The organism is Microbacterium sp. zg-B185 (assembly GCF_030246885.1).
In the GTDB taxonomy this organism is placed as follows: Bacteria; Actinomycetota; Actinomycetes; order Actinomycetales; family Microbacteriaceae; genus Microbacterium.
This window is the reverse complement of sequence record NZ_CP126739.1, coordinates 3,539,546-3,554,630: the sequence shown is the minus strand read 5'-3', so window position 1 is coordinate 3,554,630 and position 15,085 is coordinate 3,539,546. Positions and strand designations below refer to the sequence as shown.

Genomic DNA, 15,085 nt, shown 5'->3' with positions numbered 1-15,085 from the left:
CCGGTGCTTGCCGAACCCGATCCGCTGTTGTGCCGCGCCCTGGCGTCCGATCTGAATGATGCCGGATTCACCTCCGACGCCCTGCGCGCGGCCTGGGGTGCGGTGGCGGACACCGCGATCGCCCGCGGCCTGCGCGGTCCGGCCGATCGGCAGCTCGGGGCGCGCGCCGATCCTCTCGCCGTCCTGGGCCGACTGCTCGTGCTCGGGATGCCGCAGCCGGCCGCGTCCGTGCGCCTGGCGCTGCCGCGCACCGGGCCGGACGGGCTGGCCCGGCTCGGACTGGTCCGGCGGGAGGGCGACGTGGTGCGGCCGCGCGCGATCATCCGACCGCAGGCCTACGCCGACGATCGCGGATCGGGGCAATGGTGGATCGCCAGCGACTTGGACGAGGCCGCGCTCGGCGGCCCGCTGCCGGAGGATCACGTGCTCGGCGTCGGCGGGGCATCCCTCTCCCTGGCCGGCCTTCAGCTGCCCACCCCGGTCGCCCGCGGCCTGGACGTCGGCACCGGATGCGGCATCCAGGCGCTGCGCGCCCGTCGCGACGTGGCCGAGGTCGTCGCGACCGACGTGTCCGAGGCCGCCCTGCGGTTCACCCGCCTGAACGCGCTGCTCAACGACGTCTCCGGCATCCGGACGCGCAGCGGTTCCCTCTTCGAACCGGTTGCGGGGGAACGCTTCGACCGGATCGTGTCGAATCCGCCGTTCGTGATCACCCCCCGTGTCGCCGGCGTTCCGGCGTACGAGTACCGCGACGGCGGAATGCAGGGCGATGACCTGGTGGCCGCAGTCGTCGGCGGCGTGGGCGCGCACCTGGAGCCGGGCGGTGTCGCTCAGCTGCTGGGCAATTGGGAGAGCCGGGACGGCGCGACCGGCCTGGATCGCGTCCGAGCCTGGGTGGAGGCTTCCGCTGTGCCGCTGGATGCCTGGATCGTGGAGCGCGAGGCGCTTGACCCGCTCTCGTACGCGGAGCTGTGGATCCGAGACGGAGGCACGGTGCCGGGCACGCCGGCGTTCGCGGCGCTCGTGGACGCCTGGCTGGACGACTTCGCCGCACGCGGGGTGACCGAGGTCGGCTTCGGGTACGTCCTGCTCCGGCGTCCGGTGGCGGGCGATCCGACGCTGGCCCGGTACGAGCGGATCCCGCAGGCGCTCGACCCGCGCACGGCGCTCGGCTCGCACTACGCCGACGCGCTGGCTGCCCATGACCGGCTGGTGCGCCTGGACGACGACGGGCTCGCCGCAGCGGTGCTGGTCGTCGCCTCGGATGTCACCGAAGCGCGCCATCACCTTCCCGGCGTCGAGTCGCCGAGCGTCCTGGAGCTGCGGCAGGGCGCCGGTTTCGCGCGGACCGTGCCGGTGGATCCCGGCCTGGCCGCCCTGGTCGGCGCCTCCGACGGCGACCTGCCCGTAGGCGTGCTGGTGGACGCGATCGCATCCTTGCTCGAGGTGGACGCGGACGAGCTGCGCAGCGAGCTGCTCCCCGCGGTGCGCGAGCTGCTGTTCACGGGGTTCCTGCGCTTCGGTGACTAGCGGCGCGCTCGCGCACGTCGAGTAGCGCGAGCGTATCGAGACTCGATCCAGAGCCGGAGGCGCATCAACGCGTGCTGGGGCACGCATTGATCCGCCTCGGCTCTAGGCTCGATACATGCTCAACATGGCCGATGGTGTGGCGCGCCTGGGTGCGCTCGCCGAGTCGCCGGTCGTCGCGGCGCTCGGAGCGGCGTTCGCGGACGCCGGTCATGAGCTTTCCATCGTGGGCGGGCCGGTCCGGGACGCCCTGCTGGGCCGCCGGACGCACGACCTCGACTTCACCACGGATGCGCGCGCCGACGAGATCCTCCGGATCATCAAGCCGATCAGCACCGCGCAGTGGGACGTCGGCCGCGAGTTCGGCACCATCGGTGCACGCGTCCGCGACCCGAGCAGGGGCGTCGTCGAGCAGGTGGAAGTCACCACTTACCGCGCGGACAGCTACGACGGGGTCACCCGCAAGCCCACCGTCGAGTTCGGCGACACGCTGGAGGGCGACCTCGCCCGCCGCGACTTCACCGTCAACGCGATGGCATTGCGCATCCCCGGGCGCACGCTCGTCGACCCGACCGGCGGTGTCGAGGATCTCCTGGCCCGCCGCCTGCGCACGCCCGCCGACCCGCAGGTCAGCTTCGGGGACGATCCGCTGCGCATGCTCCGCGCCGCGCGCTTCTCCGCGCAACTCGGATTCGACGTGGACCCGGCCACGGTCGAGGCGATGGCGCAGCTGCGCGAGACGCTGTCCATCGTCAGCCCGGAGCGCATCCAAGGCGAGTTGGTGCGGCTGCTGCAGACCGACGACCCGGTGCGCGGAATCCGCCTGCTGGTCGAGACCGGGCTGATGGACCAGTTCCTGCCCGAGGTGCCCGCGCTTCGCCTGGAGATCGACGAGCACCACCACCACAAGGACGTCTACGAGCACTCGCTGACGGTGCTGCGCCAGACGATCGACCTCGAGCGGGCGCGCACTCCGGATGCCGATCCCGATGTGCTGCTGCGGCTGGCGGCGCTGCTGCACGACATCGGCAAACCCGCGACCCGGCGCCTCGAGGCCGGGGGTGGCGTGACCTTCCACCACCACGATCTGAAGGGCGCGCGCCTGGCCCGCAAGCGCTTGCAGGCGCTGCGGTTCGACTCCGACACGATCGGCTCGGTCACCCAGCTGATCGAGCAGCACCTGCGCTTCTTCGGATACGCCGAAGGCGCCTGGACCGACTCCGCGGTGCGGCGGTACGTCCGCGATGCCGGGCCGGAACTCGAACGGCTGCACATCCTGACTCGCGCCGACGTGACCACGCGCAACAAGCGCAAGGCCGGGCGGCTGGCAGGAGCCTACGACGACATCGAGCGGCGCATCTCCGAGCTCGCCGAGCAGGAAGAGCTCAACGCGATGCGCCCGGCGCTGGACGGCAATCGCATCCAGGAGGTGCTCGGGATCCGTCCCGGACCCCAGGTGGGCATGGCGTACCGGTACCTGCTGGATCTACGGCTGGACGAAGGCGTCCTGGACGAGGGCGCAGCCGAACAGCGCTTGCGCGCGTGGTGGGCCGAGCAGGACTGATCGGTTCGCGAACGTCCCGTCGGGTCGGCGCGGTCCGCCGCCGGCGGCACACCCGCACGGTGTGGGAAACGGCGCGATTGGCGAAGCGGCCATCCTCCGGCCAGGATGGCCGAGTGAGCGCCGAGACCAGTCATGCCCCGCGTCAGCCGTTGACGGCCGAGCGGCTGAAGAGCTTCACCGACGCGGTCGTGGCGATCGCGATGACCCTGCTGATCCTCCCGCTGATGGAGAGCATCGGCGACGCGTCCGACGACGGCATGTCGGCCGGCACCTGGTTGGTCGGCGAATGGCCGCAGCTGTTCAGTTTCGTGCTCAGCTTCGTGCTGACCGCGATCTTCTGGATCATCCATCACCGCCTGTTCGACCGGGTTCAGCACGTCACGGTCCCGCTGCTGTGGCTGTCGCTGGCGTGGATGCTCACGATCGTCTGGCTGCCGGTGGCGACGGCGGTCGTCGGCCAGTTGGGGATCGACCCGGTTCAGAAGGTGCTGTACATCGGCACGCTGCTGGCGACGAGCCTCGTCCTGCTCGCCACGCGGATCTACATCCGTCGTCGGCCGGAACTGCACGCCATCGCGGAGGACCACCAGCGCGCCGGCATGATCGGGGCCGTGACGATGTCGACGCTGTTCGCCGCGGCGCTCGTGCTGGCGGTCACCGTTCCGGCGATCGGCTACTGGTCGCTGTTCCTGGTGCTGCTGACCAGCCCGGTCAGCGCATGGCTGGCGGGCACGCGCCGCTGAGCGGCTGCGATCGTGGTCTCACACCTCAGCGGAAGAACAAGAGTCTCAGCACTCCGGACTGGCTGAGCAACCAGAACAGCACCACACCGCCGACAGCGACGATCGAGACCCAGGAGACGCCGCGGGTCAGCCGTCGGCCGGGGGCGGCGACGCCCGGCGGCGGACGCAGCAGCCCGCCAGGCGGGGCGAACGGCAGCGCGCCAGGACCGGCGGATGCCGCGGTCGGACTCGACGATTCGGCGAAGCCACCGTCCGCGAGCGGGAACGCGCCCGGCGCCGAGCCCGCGGCATCCGCTCGCAGCCTTTCGTCGCGCCATCGCGCCCACTGCGCGAATTTGTCCAGCAGCGCCCCGACCACCGAGAACAGCCATGCCCATGTGGCCGGGTCCAGACCGGAGAACTCGCGCTTGCCGTACAGGAACAGCCAGTCATCGACGATCTCGACGTCCAGCGCGGCGGCGTTGTCGATGAACCGCGCCATGATGTCGGGCGTGAACAGGTACAGCGCGTCGCGTTCGTACCCCTCGGGGCAGTACAGCGAGAAGTGCCGGTCGAAGTCGCCTTCCAGGCTCAGCCGCTGGTCCTTGTCGAAGGTCGCCGGCAGGTTGGAGCCGAACAGCCCGTTGTTGCTCGTGGCATCCAGCACGATGTGCGGCAGGGGCACGTCGAGCTTGATCGCGACGTATCCCCATCGGTGGGTGGTGCGGTTCTTGCCCGACCCGGTCGTGTACTGGTAGTTCGCGAACTCGACGAACCGCGGCCTCTCGCCGCGCACCAGGTCGCTGGCCGATCGTGCTCTGCCGACCCCGAAGATCATGCCCGGCAGGGCGGGTGCGGCCAGCGTCGGCAGGTAGCTCATCCCGTTCGCGGTCGCGAAGCGGTCCAGGCGGTACCGGCGCTCCTTCCGTCGCCGACCACCGCGCACGAGCAGGACGATCACGACCGCCGCCGCGGCCAGCACGAGGATGGTCGGCAGCACGCCGACGAAAGCCGAGATCAGGAACGGGGCCTCGCTGCCGGTGGATCCGAGCGAGCCGACGATGGTTCCGATCACCGTCAGGAAGACGCTGCCGAAGATCAAGACGAAGGCGCCGCCGATCACGACCGGGATGAGCGCCCCGGAACCGCTCCCGCTGCCGCTGTGCGCCAGCCGCTGCGCGTGTTCGCGCACGGCGTTTCCGTCGACCGGCTCCACCAGGGGGCCTGGGTCGAAGGACAGCGATGCCCGCGGTGTGCTCATCGGTTCGATCCGGCGCAGGGCGTCGTGTCCATGGCGTTCACGCTACCGGGCGCGCTGCTGCCAGCCAGCCGAGGCGGCGCGACCACGGCGTCCGCGCGCATCGCCGCGGGTCCGGATTCAGGATCGGTCCGTCGATCCGCTACACTGTGAAGGTTGTCCGGCGGCGCCCCAGTGCGCGGAAGCCCGTGACACGTGCACACACCCTCCTGCTGTCGGGAAATGCCCGGCAGCCGTTCTAGTCCGAAGGAGGTGGGTCAGTGACGCACCAGTACGAACTCATGGTCATCTTCCAGCCCGAGATCGACGAGCGCATGGTCGCTCCGAGTCTCGACAAGTTCCTGAAGGTCATCACCGCAGACGGTGGCTCGATCGACAACGTCGACATTTGGGGTCGCCGTCGTCTCGCGTATGAGATCCAGAAGAAGACCGAAGGCGTCTACGCCGTCGTCAGCTTCACCGCGACGAGCGCAGCCACGCAGGAACTCGACCGTCAGCTGGGCCTGAGTGAGCAGATCATGCGCACCAAGGTCCTCCGCGCCGAGGAAGCGATCGCGATGATCGCCTCCGAGAAGCAGCGCGCCGACGAGAAGGCGGCCCGCAAGGCGGCGCGCCCGGCGAAGCCCGTCAAGCAGGACGCGTAGCGACGATGGCCGGCGAGACGATCATCACCGTCGTGGGAAACCTCACGGCCGATCCCGAGCTGCGCTACACGCAGGGCGGACTCCCCGTCGCGAACTTCACGATCGCGTCGACGCCGCGCAACTTCGACCGTCAGGCGAACGAGTGGAAGGACGGCGAAGCGCTGTTCCTCCGCGCGTCGGTCTGGCGCGAGTTCGCCGAGCACGTCGCAGGATCGCTCACGAAGGGTTCCCGTGTCATCGCGACCGGCCGCCTGAAGCAGCGTTCCTACGAGACGAAGGAAGGCGAGAAGCGCACTTCCATCGAGCTCGAGGTCGACGAGATCGGTCCTTCGCTGCGTTATGCGACCGCGCAGGTCACGCGCGCAGCCTCCACGGGCGGCGGACAGCAGTCCCGCGGCCAGGTCTCCAACGAGCCGTGGTCGACCCCTGGCACCCCGGCCGCTCCGGCCGCCGGTGCCGCAGCGGGCGGCGGCGACTCGTGGGCCGCTCCTGGCGCCTACGGCGACGACACCCCGTTTTGAGTCGAGGCGGATCAACGCCGCGAAGCGGCGTTGATGTGACTGCGACTCAAGGTCCAGTAGCCCGCGAAGCGGGCGTATCGAGACCTTCATTTCCCGGAAGCTTCTGACGAGGCATCCGAATCTCTGTCAAGTAAGGAAACAACATGGCTGGAAAGTCAAGCGGCGACCGCCGCAAGCCGCGGAAGGGCGCGAAGAACGCAGCCCCGGCGAAGCCGACCCGCGTTGGCCTCATCGACTACAAGGATGTCGCCACTCTTCGCAAGTTCATCTCGGAGCGTGGAAAAATCCGCGCCCGTCGCATCACCGGTGTCTCGGTGCAGGAGCAGCGTCTGATCGCCCGTGCGATCAAGAACGCGCGCGAAATGGCGCTCCTGCCTTACGCCGGCGCCGGCAGGTAGGGGAACCCGGATATGTCGAAGCTGATTCTCACGAACGAGGTCACCGGGCTCGGTAGCGCCGGCGACGTCGTCGAGGTCAAGAACGGGTACGCCCGCAACTACCTCATCCCCCAGGGCTTTGCCGTGGCCTGGACCCGCGGTGGCGAGAAGCAGGTCGCGTCCATTCGGGCCGGCCGCGAATCCCGCGCGATCCACGACCACGAAGAGGCCGTGGCCCTCAAGGACGCCCTCGAGTCCACCAAGGTCAAGCTGGCCGTGAAGGCCGGTGCCGAAGGACGTCTGTTCGGCTCGGTCAAGACCGGCGATGTCGCGGATGCCGTCAAGGCCTCGGGCCTGGGCGATCTGGACAAGCGCAAGATCCAGATCACCTCTCCGATCAAGTCGGTGGGCGAGCACGAGGCGACGATCCGCCTGCGTGATGACCTCACCGCCGTGATCACCCTCCTGGTGGTCGCCGCCAAGTAGTCACATCGGCGGTCGAGCCGGCCTCAGGGCCGACCCGCAATCCGAAGACGGCGGATGCCGCAGACTCCCTCTCGCGAGGGCTCGGTCTGCGGCATCCGCCTTTTTCGCGACCGCACGCACGCGCGGGAACCGCGGGACGAGGCTTGCTGCCCCGATGGCTCTGGCGCGGCCCAGGCCCCGCCCGACTGCGTCTCGGGCGGTGCGGTAACCCGGGGAGACAGTCCGGTTCGTGCATACGGCGTCGGAATTGTGCACAGGTCACCCATGCACATCTCAACCTTCAACTCGTACTTCAGGCACATCTGTTTCCACAGCAGTGTTCGGAGAAAAGCCCTGGCCAGCGGTGTAAAAGATTCTCGGAATCGGCTGAACGAGAAAGTTCTCCACAGGCGTTGTACACAGGCTGGGCGGCGTTTCGCGCAACCTCTCCACAGACTTATCCACAGGGCTTGTTGCATGCGGTCGGACCCCTGCCTAGCGTGGGGTGCGCCCAGGGGGATGACGAACCGCCGTCGGTGCAGACGGCTGTCAGGGGTTCGTGATCTGCTGAACCGATGCGGGATGCCGGTGGCATCCCATATCGTCCCGCTGACGTGCGTCGTGCCCGGCGCGGTTCGAGTCGGGTCCCGCATGGCCAGAAACGTGGAGGACAGTGCATATGTCGATTGCCGACATCTCGGAGGAACGCCTCGGTGGCCGCCGGGAGCACGAGCGCACCCCCCCGCACGACCTGCTCGCCGAACAGAGCGCCCTGGGCGGCATGCTGCTGTCCAAGGATGCCGTGGCCGACGTCATCGAGAGCCTGCGCGGTGTCGACTTCTACGTTCCCAAGCATGAGCTGATCTTCGAGGCGATCCTCACCCTCTACTCGCACGGCGAGCCCACCGACGTCGTCGCGGTCACCGACGAGCTGATCAAGACCGGCGAACTGCAGCGCGCCGGCGGTGCGGACTACCTGCACACCCTGACCTCGATCGTGCCGACCGCGGCCAACGCGGGCTACTACGCCTCGATCGTCGCGGAGCGCGCGCTGCTGCGCCGCCTCGTGGACGCCGGCACGCGCATCGTGCAGATGGGCTACTCCGGTCAGGGCGAAGCACTGGACCTGGTCAACAACGCGCAGGCCGAGATCTACGGCGTGACCGGGGCCGACACCGCCGAGGACTATGTGCCGCTCGAGGTCGCCGTCAGCGCGGCCGTCGATGAGATCGAGGCCGCGCGCGGCCGCGACGGTCAGATGACCGGCATCCCGACCGGCTTCTCCGGTCTGGACCAGCTCACCAACGGCCTGCACGCCGGCCAGATGATCATCATCGCCGCTCGTCCGGCGATGGGTAAGTCCACGCTGGCGCTGGACTTCGCCCGCTCCGCGGCGATCAAGCACGGGTTCCCGACGATCGTCTTCTCGCTCGAGATGGGCCGCAGCGAGATCGCGATGCGCCTGATGAGCGCCGAGGGCTCGGTGCCGCTGCAGAGCATGCGCAAGGGCACCCTGGACTCGCGCGACTGGACCACGATCGCCTCCACGCGCGGCCGCATCAACGACGCCCCGCTCTACATCGACGACAGCCCGAACATGACGCTGGTCGAGATCCGCGCGAAGTGCCGTCGACTCAAGCAGCGCCACGGCCTGAAGATGGTGATCATCGACTACCTGCAGCTGATGACCAGCGGCAAGCGGGTCGAGTCGCGTCAGCAGGAGGTCAGCGAGTTCTCGCGTGCGCTCAAGCTGCTCGCCAAGGAGCTGCAGGTTCCGGTGATCGCGCTCTCGCAGCTGAACCGTGGTCCCGAGCAGCGCGCCGACAAGAAGCCGGCCCTGTCGGACCTGCGTGAATCCGGCTCGATCGAGCAGGATGCCGACATGGTGGTGCTGCTGCACCGCGAGTCCGCTTACGAGAAGGACAGCCCGCGCGCCGGCGAGGCCGACCTGATCGTCGCCAAGCACCGTAACGGCCCGACCGACACCATCACCGTGGCCTTCCAGGGTCACTTCTCCCGCTTCACCGACATGGCCGTGGGGCTGTAGCGGCGACTGGTGGCGGCTCCGCTCGAGTCGTCGTGTCCGTAGCTGAACGTCTCGGTCGCCGATCGGCTCTGCCACACCACTGGAGAGGGACACCTGCCGGGTCGCAGACTGTGGGGATGCCGACCTACCTCGCGTTCCTTCGTGCCATCAACCTCGGCGCCACGCGCCAGTTCCCCAAGGACCGCATCCGCCGGGCCGTGGAGTCGATCGGATTCGATGACGTCGAAACCCACATCAACACCGGCAATGTCCGCTTCTCGTCACGGATGAGGTCGATTCCGCGGATCGAGACCGCGTTGGAAGCGGCGTTCCGCCGAGACCGGGGCTTCGAGGTGCCGACGATCGTCTTCGGCCTCGACGAGTTCCGCGCTGTCGCCGCGGATGCCCACAGCCTCCCCGTCGACCACGCCGGCGCCACCCGACACTACGTCGAGCTGCTGCGAACCGCACTGACGCCGGCGGTGGCCGCGCAGCTGGAGGCCGCGACGACACAGGACGTGCACGTCGTGGTGCGCGGGCGGGCGGTGCACACCTTCTTGTCCGCCACGGCGCCGCTGGGTGGAGCGGCCACCACGAAATTCGCCAAGCAGCTCGGGGTGTCCACGAACCGCAACGCGACCGTGATCCGCGCCATCGCGCAGCGGTGGTGCTGAGTGGGCGGAGGCTGGGCAGAACGGCACCGGGATGCTGGTCGCCCGGTGGATCGGGCCGCGGATGGGGCCCACACCCCCAGCGGGTGCACATCCGCGCACGAACCGGCGGCGGCAAGATGCGACGCACGCGCTCGAGGAGCCGGCGCACCCGTTGACTAACCATCAGGAGATTTGATAATTGGTCCTAGTGCTGCCCATGCGGCGCCATCTGTCGATGATGACAATGGAAGGACCCACCGCCATGTCTCCACGCGTTCGCGCTCGTTCGCTGGCGGTCGCCGCAGCCGCAGGCGCCGCCCTCTCGGTCGCCCTCGTGGCTCCGCCGGCGATGGCCGATGCCAGCGCCGACTACGCCGGCTCGCTATCCAACGGCACGACGTGGCTCGCGTCGGTGCCGTCGGACTGGAACGGCACCGTGCTGCTGTACAGCCACGGCTACCATCCGTCGTTCGTGCCCGGGAACCCGGCGTCGGTTGCTCCGGACGACGCCACGAAGGCGCTGCTGCTCGAACGTGGCTACGCCCTCGTAGGCTCGTCGTACGCCGCCAGCGGCTGGGCCGTTCCGACGGCCGTCGACGACCAGCTGCAGTCGCTCGACGCGATGCTCGATCAGACCGGGCTCGAGCCGGACCACATCATGGCCTACGGCACGTCGATGGGTGGTCTGGTCACCGGGCGCATCGCCGAGTCGGCGGGTGATGTCATCGACGGCGCCATGCCCACGTGCGGGCTGATGGAGGGTGCGGTCGACCTGAACAACTATCAGCTCGATGGATCCCACGCGATCGAGCAGCTCCTGGCCGGCCAGGAGCTGAAGATCGAGGGCTACGCCTCGCTGGACGAGGCGTTCGCGACGTCGGCTGCGCTGAGCGCAGCCGTGCAGGAAGGTCAGAAGAGGCCCGAAGGCCGCGCGCGCGTGGCGCTCGCCGCGGCGCTGTTCCACCTCTCCGACGGCGTTCCGGCTGCGGAGGCGACGAAAGACACCGCGGTGCAGCAGGAGTCGCTGTACACGCAGCTGCTCGGCACGATCGGCTTCGTCACGCCCGGTCGTTTCGACATCGAATCGACCGCCGGAGGCAACGCGACGTGGAACGTCGGGGTGGACTACGGCAAGCTGTTCGCGCAGTCAGAGGATCGCGCTCTGGTCGCCAAGCTGTACCGCGAGGCCGGGCTCGACCTCAAGGCTGATCTTGAGACGCTGACGCAGACCGCCGACATCGCGGCCGACCCGGGATCCGTCGAGACCCTCCGCGCGTCATCCACTCTCACCGGCGACCTGCAGATGCCCGTGGTCAGCATGCACACCCTCGACGATGTGCTGGCCCCGGTGCAGGTCGAGCAGGAGTATGCCGAGGACGTCCGCGGTGCGCACGACGCCAACCTGCTGCGCCAGTTCTTCGTCGATCACGTCGGACACTGCAACTTCACCCCGGCCGAGATCGCCGCAGGCATCGAGGTGCTCCAGCAGCGCGTGGAATCCGGGCACTGGTCGGGCAACTCGGCGACGGTGATGAACCGGCTCGCCGCGTCGCTCGACGACAGCGGCTCGGCATTCGTCGCGACCCAGCCCGGCGAGTTCCTGGGCGACCGCGAGGGGAGCCGCTGACGGCAGTCGATTCACCGAGGGCGGCATCCATTGAGTGCTCGCCCTCACCTTCCGCTGTAGACGGGGAATCTGCTGTCCTCGCCGTAGTCGCGGGCTTTCAGATTCCTCAACACGTCCATGTCCTCGTCCGAGATGGCGAAGTCGACCTCGGCGTTGGCACGCATGTGTTCCGGATTGGCGGTCTTCGGCAGCGATACGGTGTTCAGCTGCAGCGTGTAGCGGATGCACAGCTGCGGCACTGTGACGCCGTAGGTCTCGGCCATCCCGGCCACGAAATCGTTCTTGAGCATCTGCCCGTGCGCGATCGGCGAGTATGCCTGCACGAGGATGCTGCGGTCCGTGCAGAACGCGAGCAGATCGATGGGCGTGTTGCCGACGTGCACGAGGAGTTGGTTGACATGGGGTCGGATGGTGCCCCGGTCGATGATGTTCTCGAGGTCTGCTTCGAGGAAGTTCGAGACGCCGATGGCGCGGAGCCTCCCGTCGGTGTGCGCGTTCTCCAGAGCACGCCATGCCGCGAGATTCCCGTCGGCGTAGTCACCGCCGCGGAAGTCCGCCCACGGCTGCGGACTGTGGATCAGCATCAGATCGACGTACTCGAGTCCGAGACGCCCCAGCGAGGTGTCGATCGAGGCGAGCGCGGCGTCATAGTCCTTGAGCTCGGCCGCGACCTTCGTGGATACGAAGAGTTCCGAACGGGGAATGCCGGAGGTGCGGATGCCGTCGCCGACGCCCCGTTCATTGCCGTACGCCTGCGCGGTGTCGATGTTCCGGTAGCCGATCTCCACGGCATCCCGCACCGCCTGCCCGGCCCTGTCGTCGTCGATGAACCAGGTGCCCAGGCCCAGCTTCGGGATCTGGACCCCGTTTGACAGGGCGTATGTCTCGTTCAGGATGCTCATGCGTCGCTCCGCTTCTGCGTGATGGGGGGAGGACTTCGCGCCCCCCCACCTCGTCGAACACGCCGTCCACTCAACGCCGCCGTGGGGCGGCGCGCGAGGCCCTTGCGCGTCGAGTGAAAACAGGCATCCCCATGGGGTCCGCGAAATTGTGTTCCGTGAAGTCGCACCTTTAACGTGGGGAAGGTCGGCTCTCCCGGCACCGACCGGGAGGACATGACCGTGATCACGACGAGGAAGCGGCGGGCCGCGGCACTGCTCGGGATGCTGGCGATGGCGCTCGTGGGATGCAGCGCGCCAGGCGTCGGCCCGGCAGAGAGTGATGGCCCCACCGGTGATGACGTGGTGCCCGCGCTCGCATCCTTCGACCATGGTGTCGCGGCGCTCCCGAGCGCCGATGAGCTGCCTGCCGGTTTCGTGATGGAACGCCGCTGTCCCGGCGGGGAGTATTGCGGCCCGATATCCGACCACGACGAGGTCATGCTGCTCGCCTCGATGCCGGTCCCGCCCGAGGTGGTCGAGCCGGAAGGCTGGGGCGGAACCTACTTCACCTTCCGCGTCGCCGTGTACTCGGACGCCGAGGCGGCGCAGGAGGCGCTTGCGGGCGAGCGAGACCGGGCCGCCGAGAGGACTGGAGACTTCGACATCGCTCCCGGGACGCTCGAGGACGGCTTCACCGCCGGCGAGACAGGAACGGGCGAGTCCGGCGACATCGAGATCGCAGGCTGGGAGGGCGTGCAGGGTCTGTGGACGTCGGTGCTCACCGCGCCGGACGGCGACCCGAGCGCCGAGCGCCACTCGGCGCTCATCGCGATCGTCCACGACGCTGCGCTCATCGCCTGCAGCGCGCAGCGTTACGCCATCGACGCCGGGGCCGTCGCGGAAGCCGACTGCGCGGAGGCCGTCGCCGACTACCTCGAGCGCCTTGCCGCGATCGATCCCGCCGACGCACCCCGAGTCACCACCGTGAGTCGACTCGCCGCGGCCCTGCCGGCCGAGGGCGACCTTCCGGCGGGACACGAGGTGTCGGTTCGGTGCCCCGGAGACCCCGAGTGCGAGGATGAGCGCCAGGATCAGGACGCCTCGCTGAGCGTCGACCTCGCCCTGCCCGCGGGCGTCACCCCACAGGGTGACGGCCCCGATCGTTTCAGGGTCCAGGGCGGCGAGTGGAGCGAGAACTTCTGGCTGCGGGCGTACATCCAGTCCGACGAAGCGGCGGCGCAGGCAGCGGTCGCCGAGCGCACGGGTGCAGCCGATGCGCTGGTCGGGGAGCTTGACACCCCCGCGACGAAGACCGATTACGGCTACGACTACGGTGTGAAGGGCCGCGGCGAGATCATCGACATCGCGGGTGAGGGCTGGACGGGTCGGCTCACGCTGTTCGAGGCCCGATTCGTCCATCTCGACGGTCGCATCGGCGACCCGCGGTTCGATATCCGGGGGGCGGTCTCGGGCGGGGATGTGCTGCTGGTCATCGAGAGCTCGTTCACCGTCGAGGGGCGTGACCAAGCGGACGCCGTCGGCACCGTCGAGGCGCAGATCGCCGGATTCTTCGACCGGCTCGCCGCCGCCCCGTAGCGGCAGAGGGGCTCGTTGCACGTCCTCGCCGGGCGGCGAGCCGCTCCGAGGGTGCGTCACCCCCAGCGGGTCCACATCCGCGCACGAACTAGACTGGAGTGTCCGTCCTGTGAACGCAGGAACCGCTCCGCGCCAGGAATGCCCGTGACCACAACCTCCGCCGCCCGCACCTTCGATGCGCGGCACGTGCAGATCGCGAGAGCTGCCAGCGCGGCCATCGCCGCTCTGATGGTGACCTTCTCGCCGGATCATTCCGCGGCGGTCGGCCTGTCCATCTTCAGCGGCTTCGTGCTGGTGAACGCGCTGATCCTGCTGGTCTCGGCCTGGCTGGTCTATCCCGCGGGTCGGCGCTGGCCGGCGGTGCTTCTCGGGGTGCTCTCGGTGCTGACCGGAATGGCCGGCGGAGTCGTCCCGCTGCGCTCGGTGGCGACCTTCTTCGTGCTCGTGATCGTCTGGGCGCTGTCCACCGGTCTGGTCGAGACGATCGCCGGCGCGCGTGGTGTTCGCCATGCTCGTCGCCAGCAGTCGGGCGACGCAGACCGGACCGAGTCGCGCGATGCGCTGGTGATCGGCATCCTGACCCTCGTGCTGGGCCTGGCGCTGCTGCTGGTTCCGGCGCAGTACGCGCTGCAGTACCGGGTGGAGGAGGCGGACACGACCTTCACGCTCACCGGCATCATCCTCGCCGTCGGCATCTTCGGCGCCTACGCCGCGATCGTCGCGGTCTACCTCGGGATCGCCGGATTCTCACCGCGGAAACCGCAGCCGATCACCGCCCAGAATCCGGACGCGACCGCGCCCACGGCACTGCGGGTCGCCGATGCCTCGCCCACGACGAACGACGAAAGGGGCGTCTCATGAGCGACGACAAGCCCACCCGCCGAGACCTGATGAAGCCGCTGCAGCTGCTCGGCCTCGCCTTCGGCGCGGCCGTGTTCGCCGGCGTGGTCACCCTCGTCGCCATGGGGTTCTTCCAGCAGCGCAGCCCCGAGCAGGCCCCCGCCGCGCTGCAACTTGCGCTCATCTTCGCCGGCGTCACCTTCATCGTGGTCCTGCTGGTGGTCTCCCTGCTGCTGCTGGCGATCGACCCGGCTCAGGTGCACAAGACGATCGACGGCCCTGTCCTGCTTCCGCGCGACAAGCCGAACGGCTCGGCGGGCGGCACGAACGCGAACGGCACGGATCCGGATGCCGCGGCATCCGGCGGAACGCGCATCTGACGGA

General features: G+C 69.0%; 15 protein-coding genes. 13 read left to right on the top strand and 2 right to left on the bottom strand.

All coding sequences use genetic code 11. The features are described from left to right. Positions 1-3: 3 nt before the first annotated feature. From QNO12_RS16900 to QNO12_RS16890, 3 genes are all read left to right on the top strand, one after another. Positions 4-1,530, top strand: coding sequence for a DUF7059 domain-containing protein (locus QNO12_RS16900; RefSeq protein ID WP_257500979.1), 1,527 nt, complete (start codon positions 4-6; stop codon positions 1,528-1,530). A 115-nt stretch (positions 1,531-1,645) separates the two neighbouring features. Continuing rightward, positions 1,646-3,091: a CCA tRNA nucleotidyltransferase gene (locus tag QNO12_RS16895; RefSeq protein ID WP_257500980.1), complete on the top strand. Its 1,446-nt coding sequence runs from the start codon at positions 1,646-1,648 to the stop codon at positions 3,089-3,091. A gap of 113 nt (positions 3,092-3,204) precedes the next feature. After that, a complete protein-coding gene (locus QNO12_RS16890; protein WP_257500981.1) occupies positions 3,205-3,834 on the top strand; it encodes a TMEM175 family protein in 630 nt (209 codons plus the stop codon). Positions 3,835-3,859: 25 nt separating this feature from the next. On the opposite strand, the gene QNO12_RS16885 is transcribed toward QNO12_RS16890, so the two are convergent. Beyond that, positions 3,860-5,074 carry a hypothetical protein gene (locus QNO12_RS16885; protein WP_257500982.1) on the bottom strand — a complete coding sequence of 405 codons (1,215 nt, stop codon included), beginning with the start codon at positions 5,072-5,074 and terminating at the stop codon, positions 3,860-3,862. A 257-nt stretch (positions 5,075-5,331) separates the two neighbouring features. On the opposite strand from QNO12_RS16885, the gene rpsF reads away from it, so the two are divergent. The 7 genes from rpsF to QNO12_RS16850 all read left to right on the top strand — a co-directional run bounded on the left by rpsF (position 5,332) and on the right by QNO12_RS16850 (position 11,384). Continuing rightward, on the top strand, positions 5,332-5,715 hold the full coding sequence (rpsF, locus tag QNO12_RS16880; protein ID WP_257500983.1) for a 30S ribosomal protein S6: 384 nt from the start codon (positions 5,332-5,334) through the stop codon (positions 5,713-5,715). Positions 5,716-5,720: 5 nt separating this feature from the next. Then, a complete protein-coding gene (locus QNO12_RS16875) occupies positions 5,721-6,236 on the top strand; it encodes a single-stranded DNA-binding protein (RefSeq protein WP_257500984.1) in 516 nt (171 codons plus the stop codon). 143 nt (positions 6,237-6,379) lie between these two features. Beyond that, positions 6,380-6,634, top strand: a complete 255-nt coding sequence (gene rpsR / locus QNO12_RS16870; RefSeq protein WP_257500985.1) for a 30S ribosomal protein S18 — start codon at positions 6,380-6,382, stop codon at positions 6,632-6,634. Positions 6,635-6,646: 12 nt separating this feature from the next. Continuing rightward, complete coding sequence (gene rplI / locus QNO12_RS16865) at positions 6,647-7,099, top strand: 50S ribosomal protein L9 (RefSeq protein ID WP_257500986.1); 453 nt, start codon at positions 6,647-6,649, stop codon at positions 7,097-7,099. Between the two features lie 658 nt (positions 7,100-7,757). Next, the gene (gene dnaB / locus QNO12_RS16860; RefSeq protein WP_257500987.1) at positions 7,758-9,125 is read left to right on the top strand and encodes a replicative DNA helicase; all 1,368 of its coding nucleotides are present in this window, start codon (positions 7,758-7,760) and stop codon (positions 9,123-9,125) included. A 116-nt stretch (positions 9,126-9,241) separates the two neighbouring features. Then, positions 9,242-9,778 (top strand): DUF1697 domain-containing protein, encoded by a 537-nt coding sequence (locus QNO12_RS16855; protein WP_257500988.1) that lies wholly within the window; start codon positions 9,242-9,244, stop codon positions 9,776-9,778. Positions 9,779-10,019: 241 nt separating this feature from the next. Next, positions 10,020-11,384, top strand: coding sequence for an alpha/beta hydrolase family protein (locus QNO12_RS16850; RefSeq protein WP_257500989.1), 1,365 nt, complete (start codon positions 10,020-10,022; stop codon positions 11,382-11,384). A gap of 44 nt (positions 11,385-11,428) precedes the next feature. Here QNO12_RS16850 and QNO12_RS16845 read toward each other — a convergent pair whose 3' ends face one another. Further along, positions 11,429-12,286: an aldo/keto reductase gene (locus QNO12_RS16845; protein ID WP_257500990.1), complete on the bottom strand. Its 858-nt coding sequence runs from the start codon at positions 12,284-12,286 to the stop codon at positions 11,429-11,431. A 219-nt stretch (positions 12,287-12,505) separates the two neighbouring features. On the opposite strand from QNO12_RS16845, the gene QNO12_RS16840 reads away from it, so the two are divergent. The 3 genes from QNO12_RS16840 to QNO12_RS16830 all read left to right on the top strand — a co-directional run bounded on the left by QNO12_RS16840 (position 12,506) and on the right by QNO12_RS16830 (position 15,081). Beyond that, on the top strand, positions 12,506-13,861 hold the full coding sequence (locus tag QNO12_RS16840; RefSeq protein WP_257500991.1) for a hypothetical protein: 1,356 nt from the start codon (positions 12,506-12,508) through the stop codon (positions 13,859-13,861). Positions 13,862-14,005: 144 nt separating this feature from the next. After that, complete coding sequence (locus QNO12_RS16835; protein WP_257500992.1) at positions 14,006-14,722, top strand: acyl-CoA synthetase; 717 nt, start codon at positions 14,006-14,008, stop codon at positions 14,720-14,722. Beyond that, on the top strand, positions 14,719-15,081 hold the full coding sequence (locus QNO12_RS16830; RefSeq protein WP_257500993.1) for an amino acid transporter: 363 nt from the start codon (positions 14,719-14,721) through the stop codon (positions 15,079-15,081). Before QNO12_RS16835 ends, QNO12_RS16830 begins: the two co-directional genes overlap by 4 nt. The last annotated feature ends 4 nt before the right edge of the window (positions 15,082-15,085 follow it).

What these genes read in the sequence shown, in the direction of transcription:
- QNO12_RS16850 (WP_257500989.1), top strand. Translation starts at nt 10,020, where the DNA reads ATGTCTCCACGCGTTCGCGCTCGTTCGCTGGCGGTCGCCGCAGCCGCA.
- dnaB (WP_257500987.1), top strand. Translation starts at nt 7,758, where the DNA reads ATGTCGATTGCCGACATCTCGGAGGAACGCCTCGGTGGCCGCCGGGAG.
- QNO12_RS16875 (WP_257500984.1), top strand. Translation starts at nt 5,721, where the DNA reads ATGGCCGGCGAGACGATCATCACCGTCGTGGGAAACCTCACGGCCGAT.
- QNO12_RS16885 (WP_257500982.1), bottom strand. Translation starts at nt 5,074, where the DNA reads ATGAGCACACCGCGGGCATCGCTGTCCTTCGACCCAGGCCCCCTGGTG.
- QNO12_RS16830 (WP_257500993.1), top strand. Translation starts at nt 14,719, where the DNA reads ATGAGCGACGACAAGCCCACCCGCCGAGACCTGATGAAGCCGCTGCAG.
- QNO12_RS16895 (WP_257500980.1), top strand. Translation starts at nt 1,646, where the DNA reads ATGCTCAACATGGCCGATGGTGTGGCGCGCCTGGGTGCGCTCGCCGAG.
- QNO12_RS16845 (WP_257500990.1), bottom strand. Translation starts at nt 12,286, where the DNA reads ATGAGCATCCTGAACGAGACATACGCCCTGTCAAACGGGGTCCAGATC.
- rplI (WP_257500986.1), top strand. Translation starts at nt 6,647, where the DNA reads ATGTCGAAGCTGATTCTCACGAACGAGGTCACCGGGCTCGGTAGCGCC.
- QNO12_RS16855 (WP_257500988.1), top strand. Translation starts at nt 9,242, where the DNA reads ATGCCGACCTACCTCGCGTTCCTTCGTGCCATCAACCTCGGCGCCACG.
- rpsR (WP_257500985.1), top strand. Translation starts at nt 6,380, where the DNA reads ATGGCTGGAAAGTCAAGCGGCGACCGCCGCAAGCCGCGGAAGGGCGCG.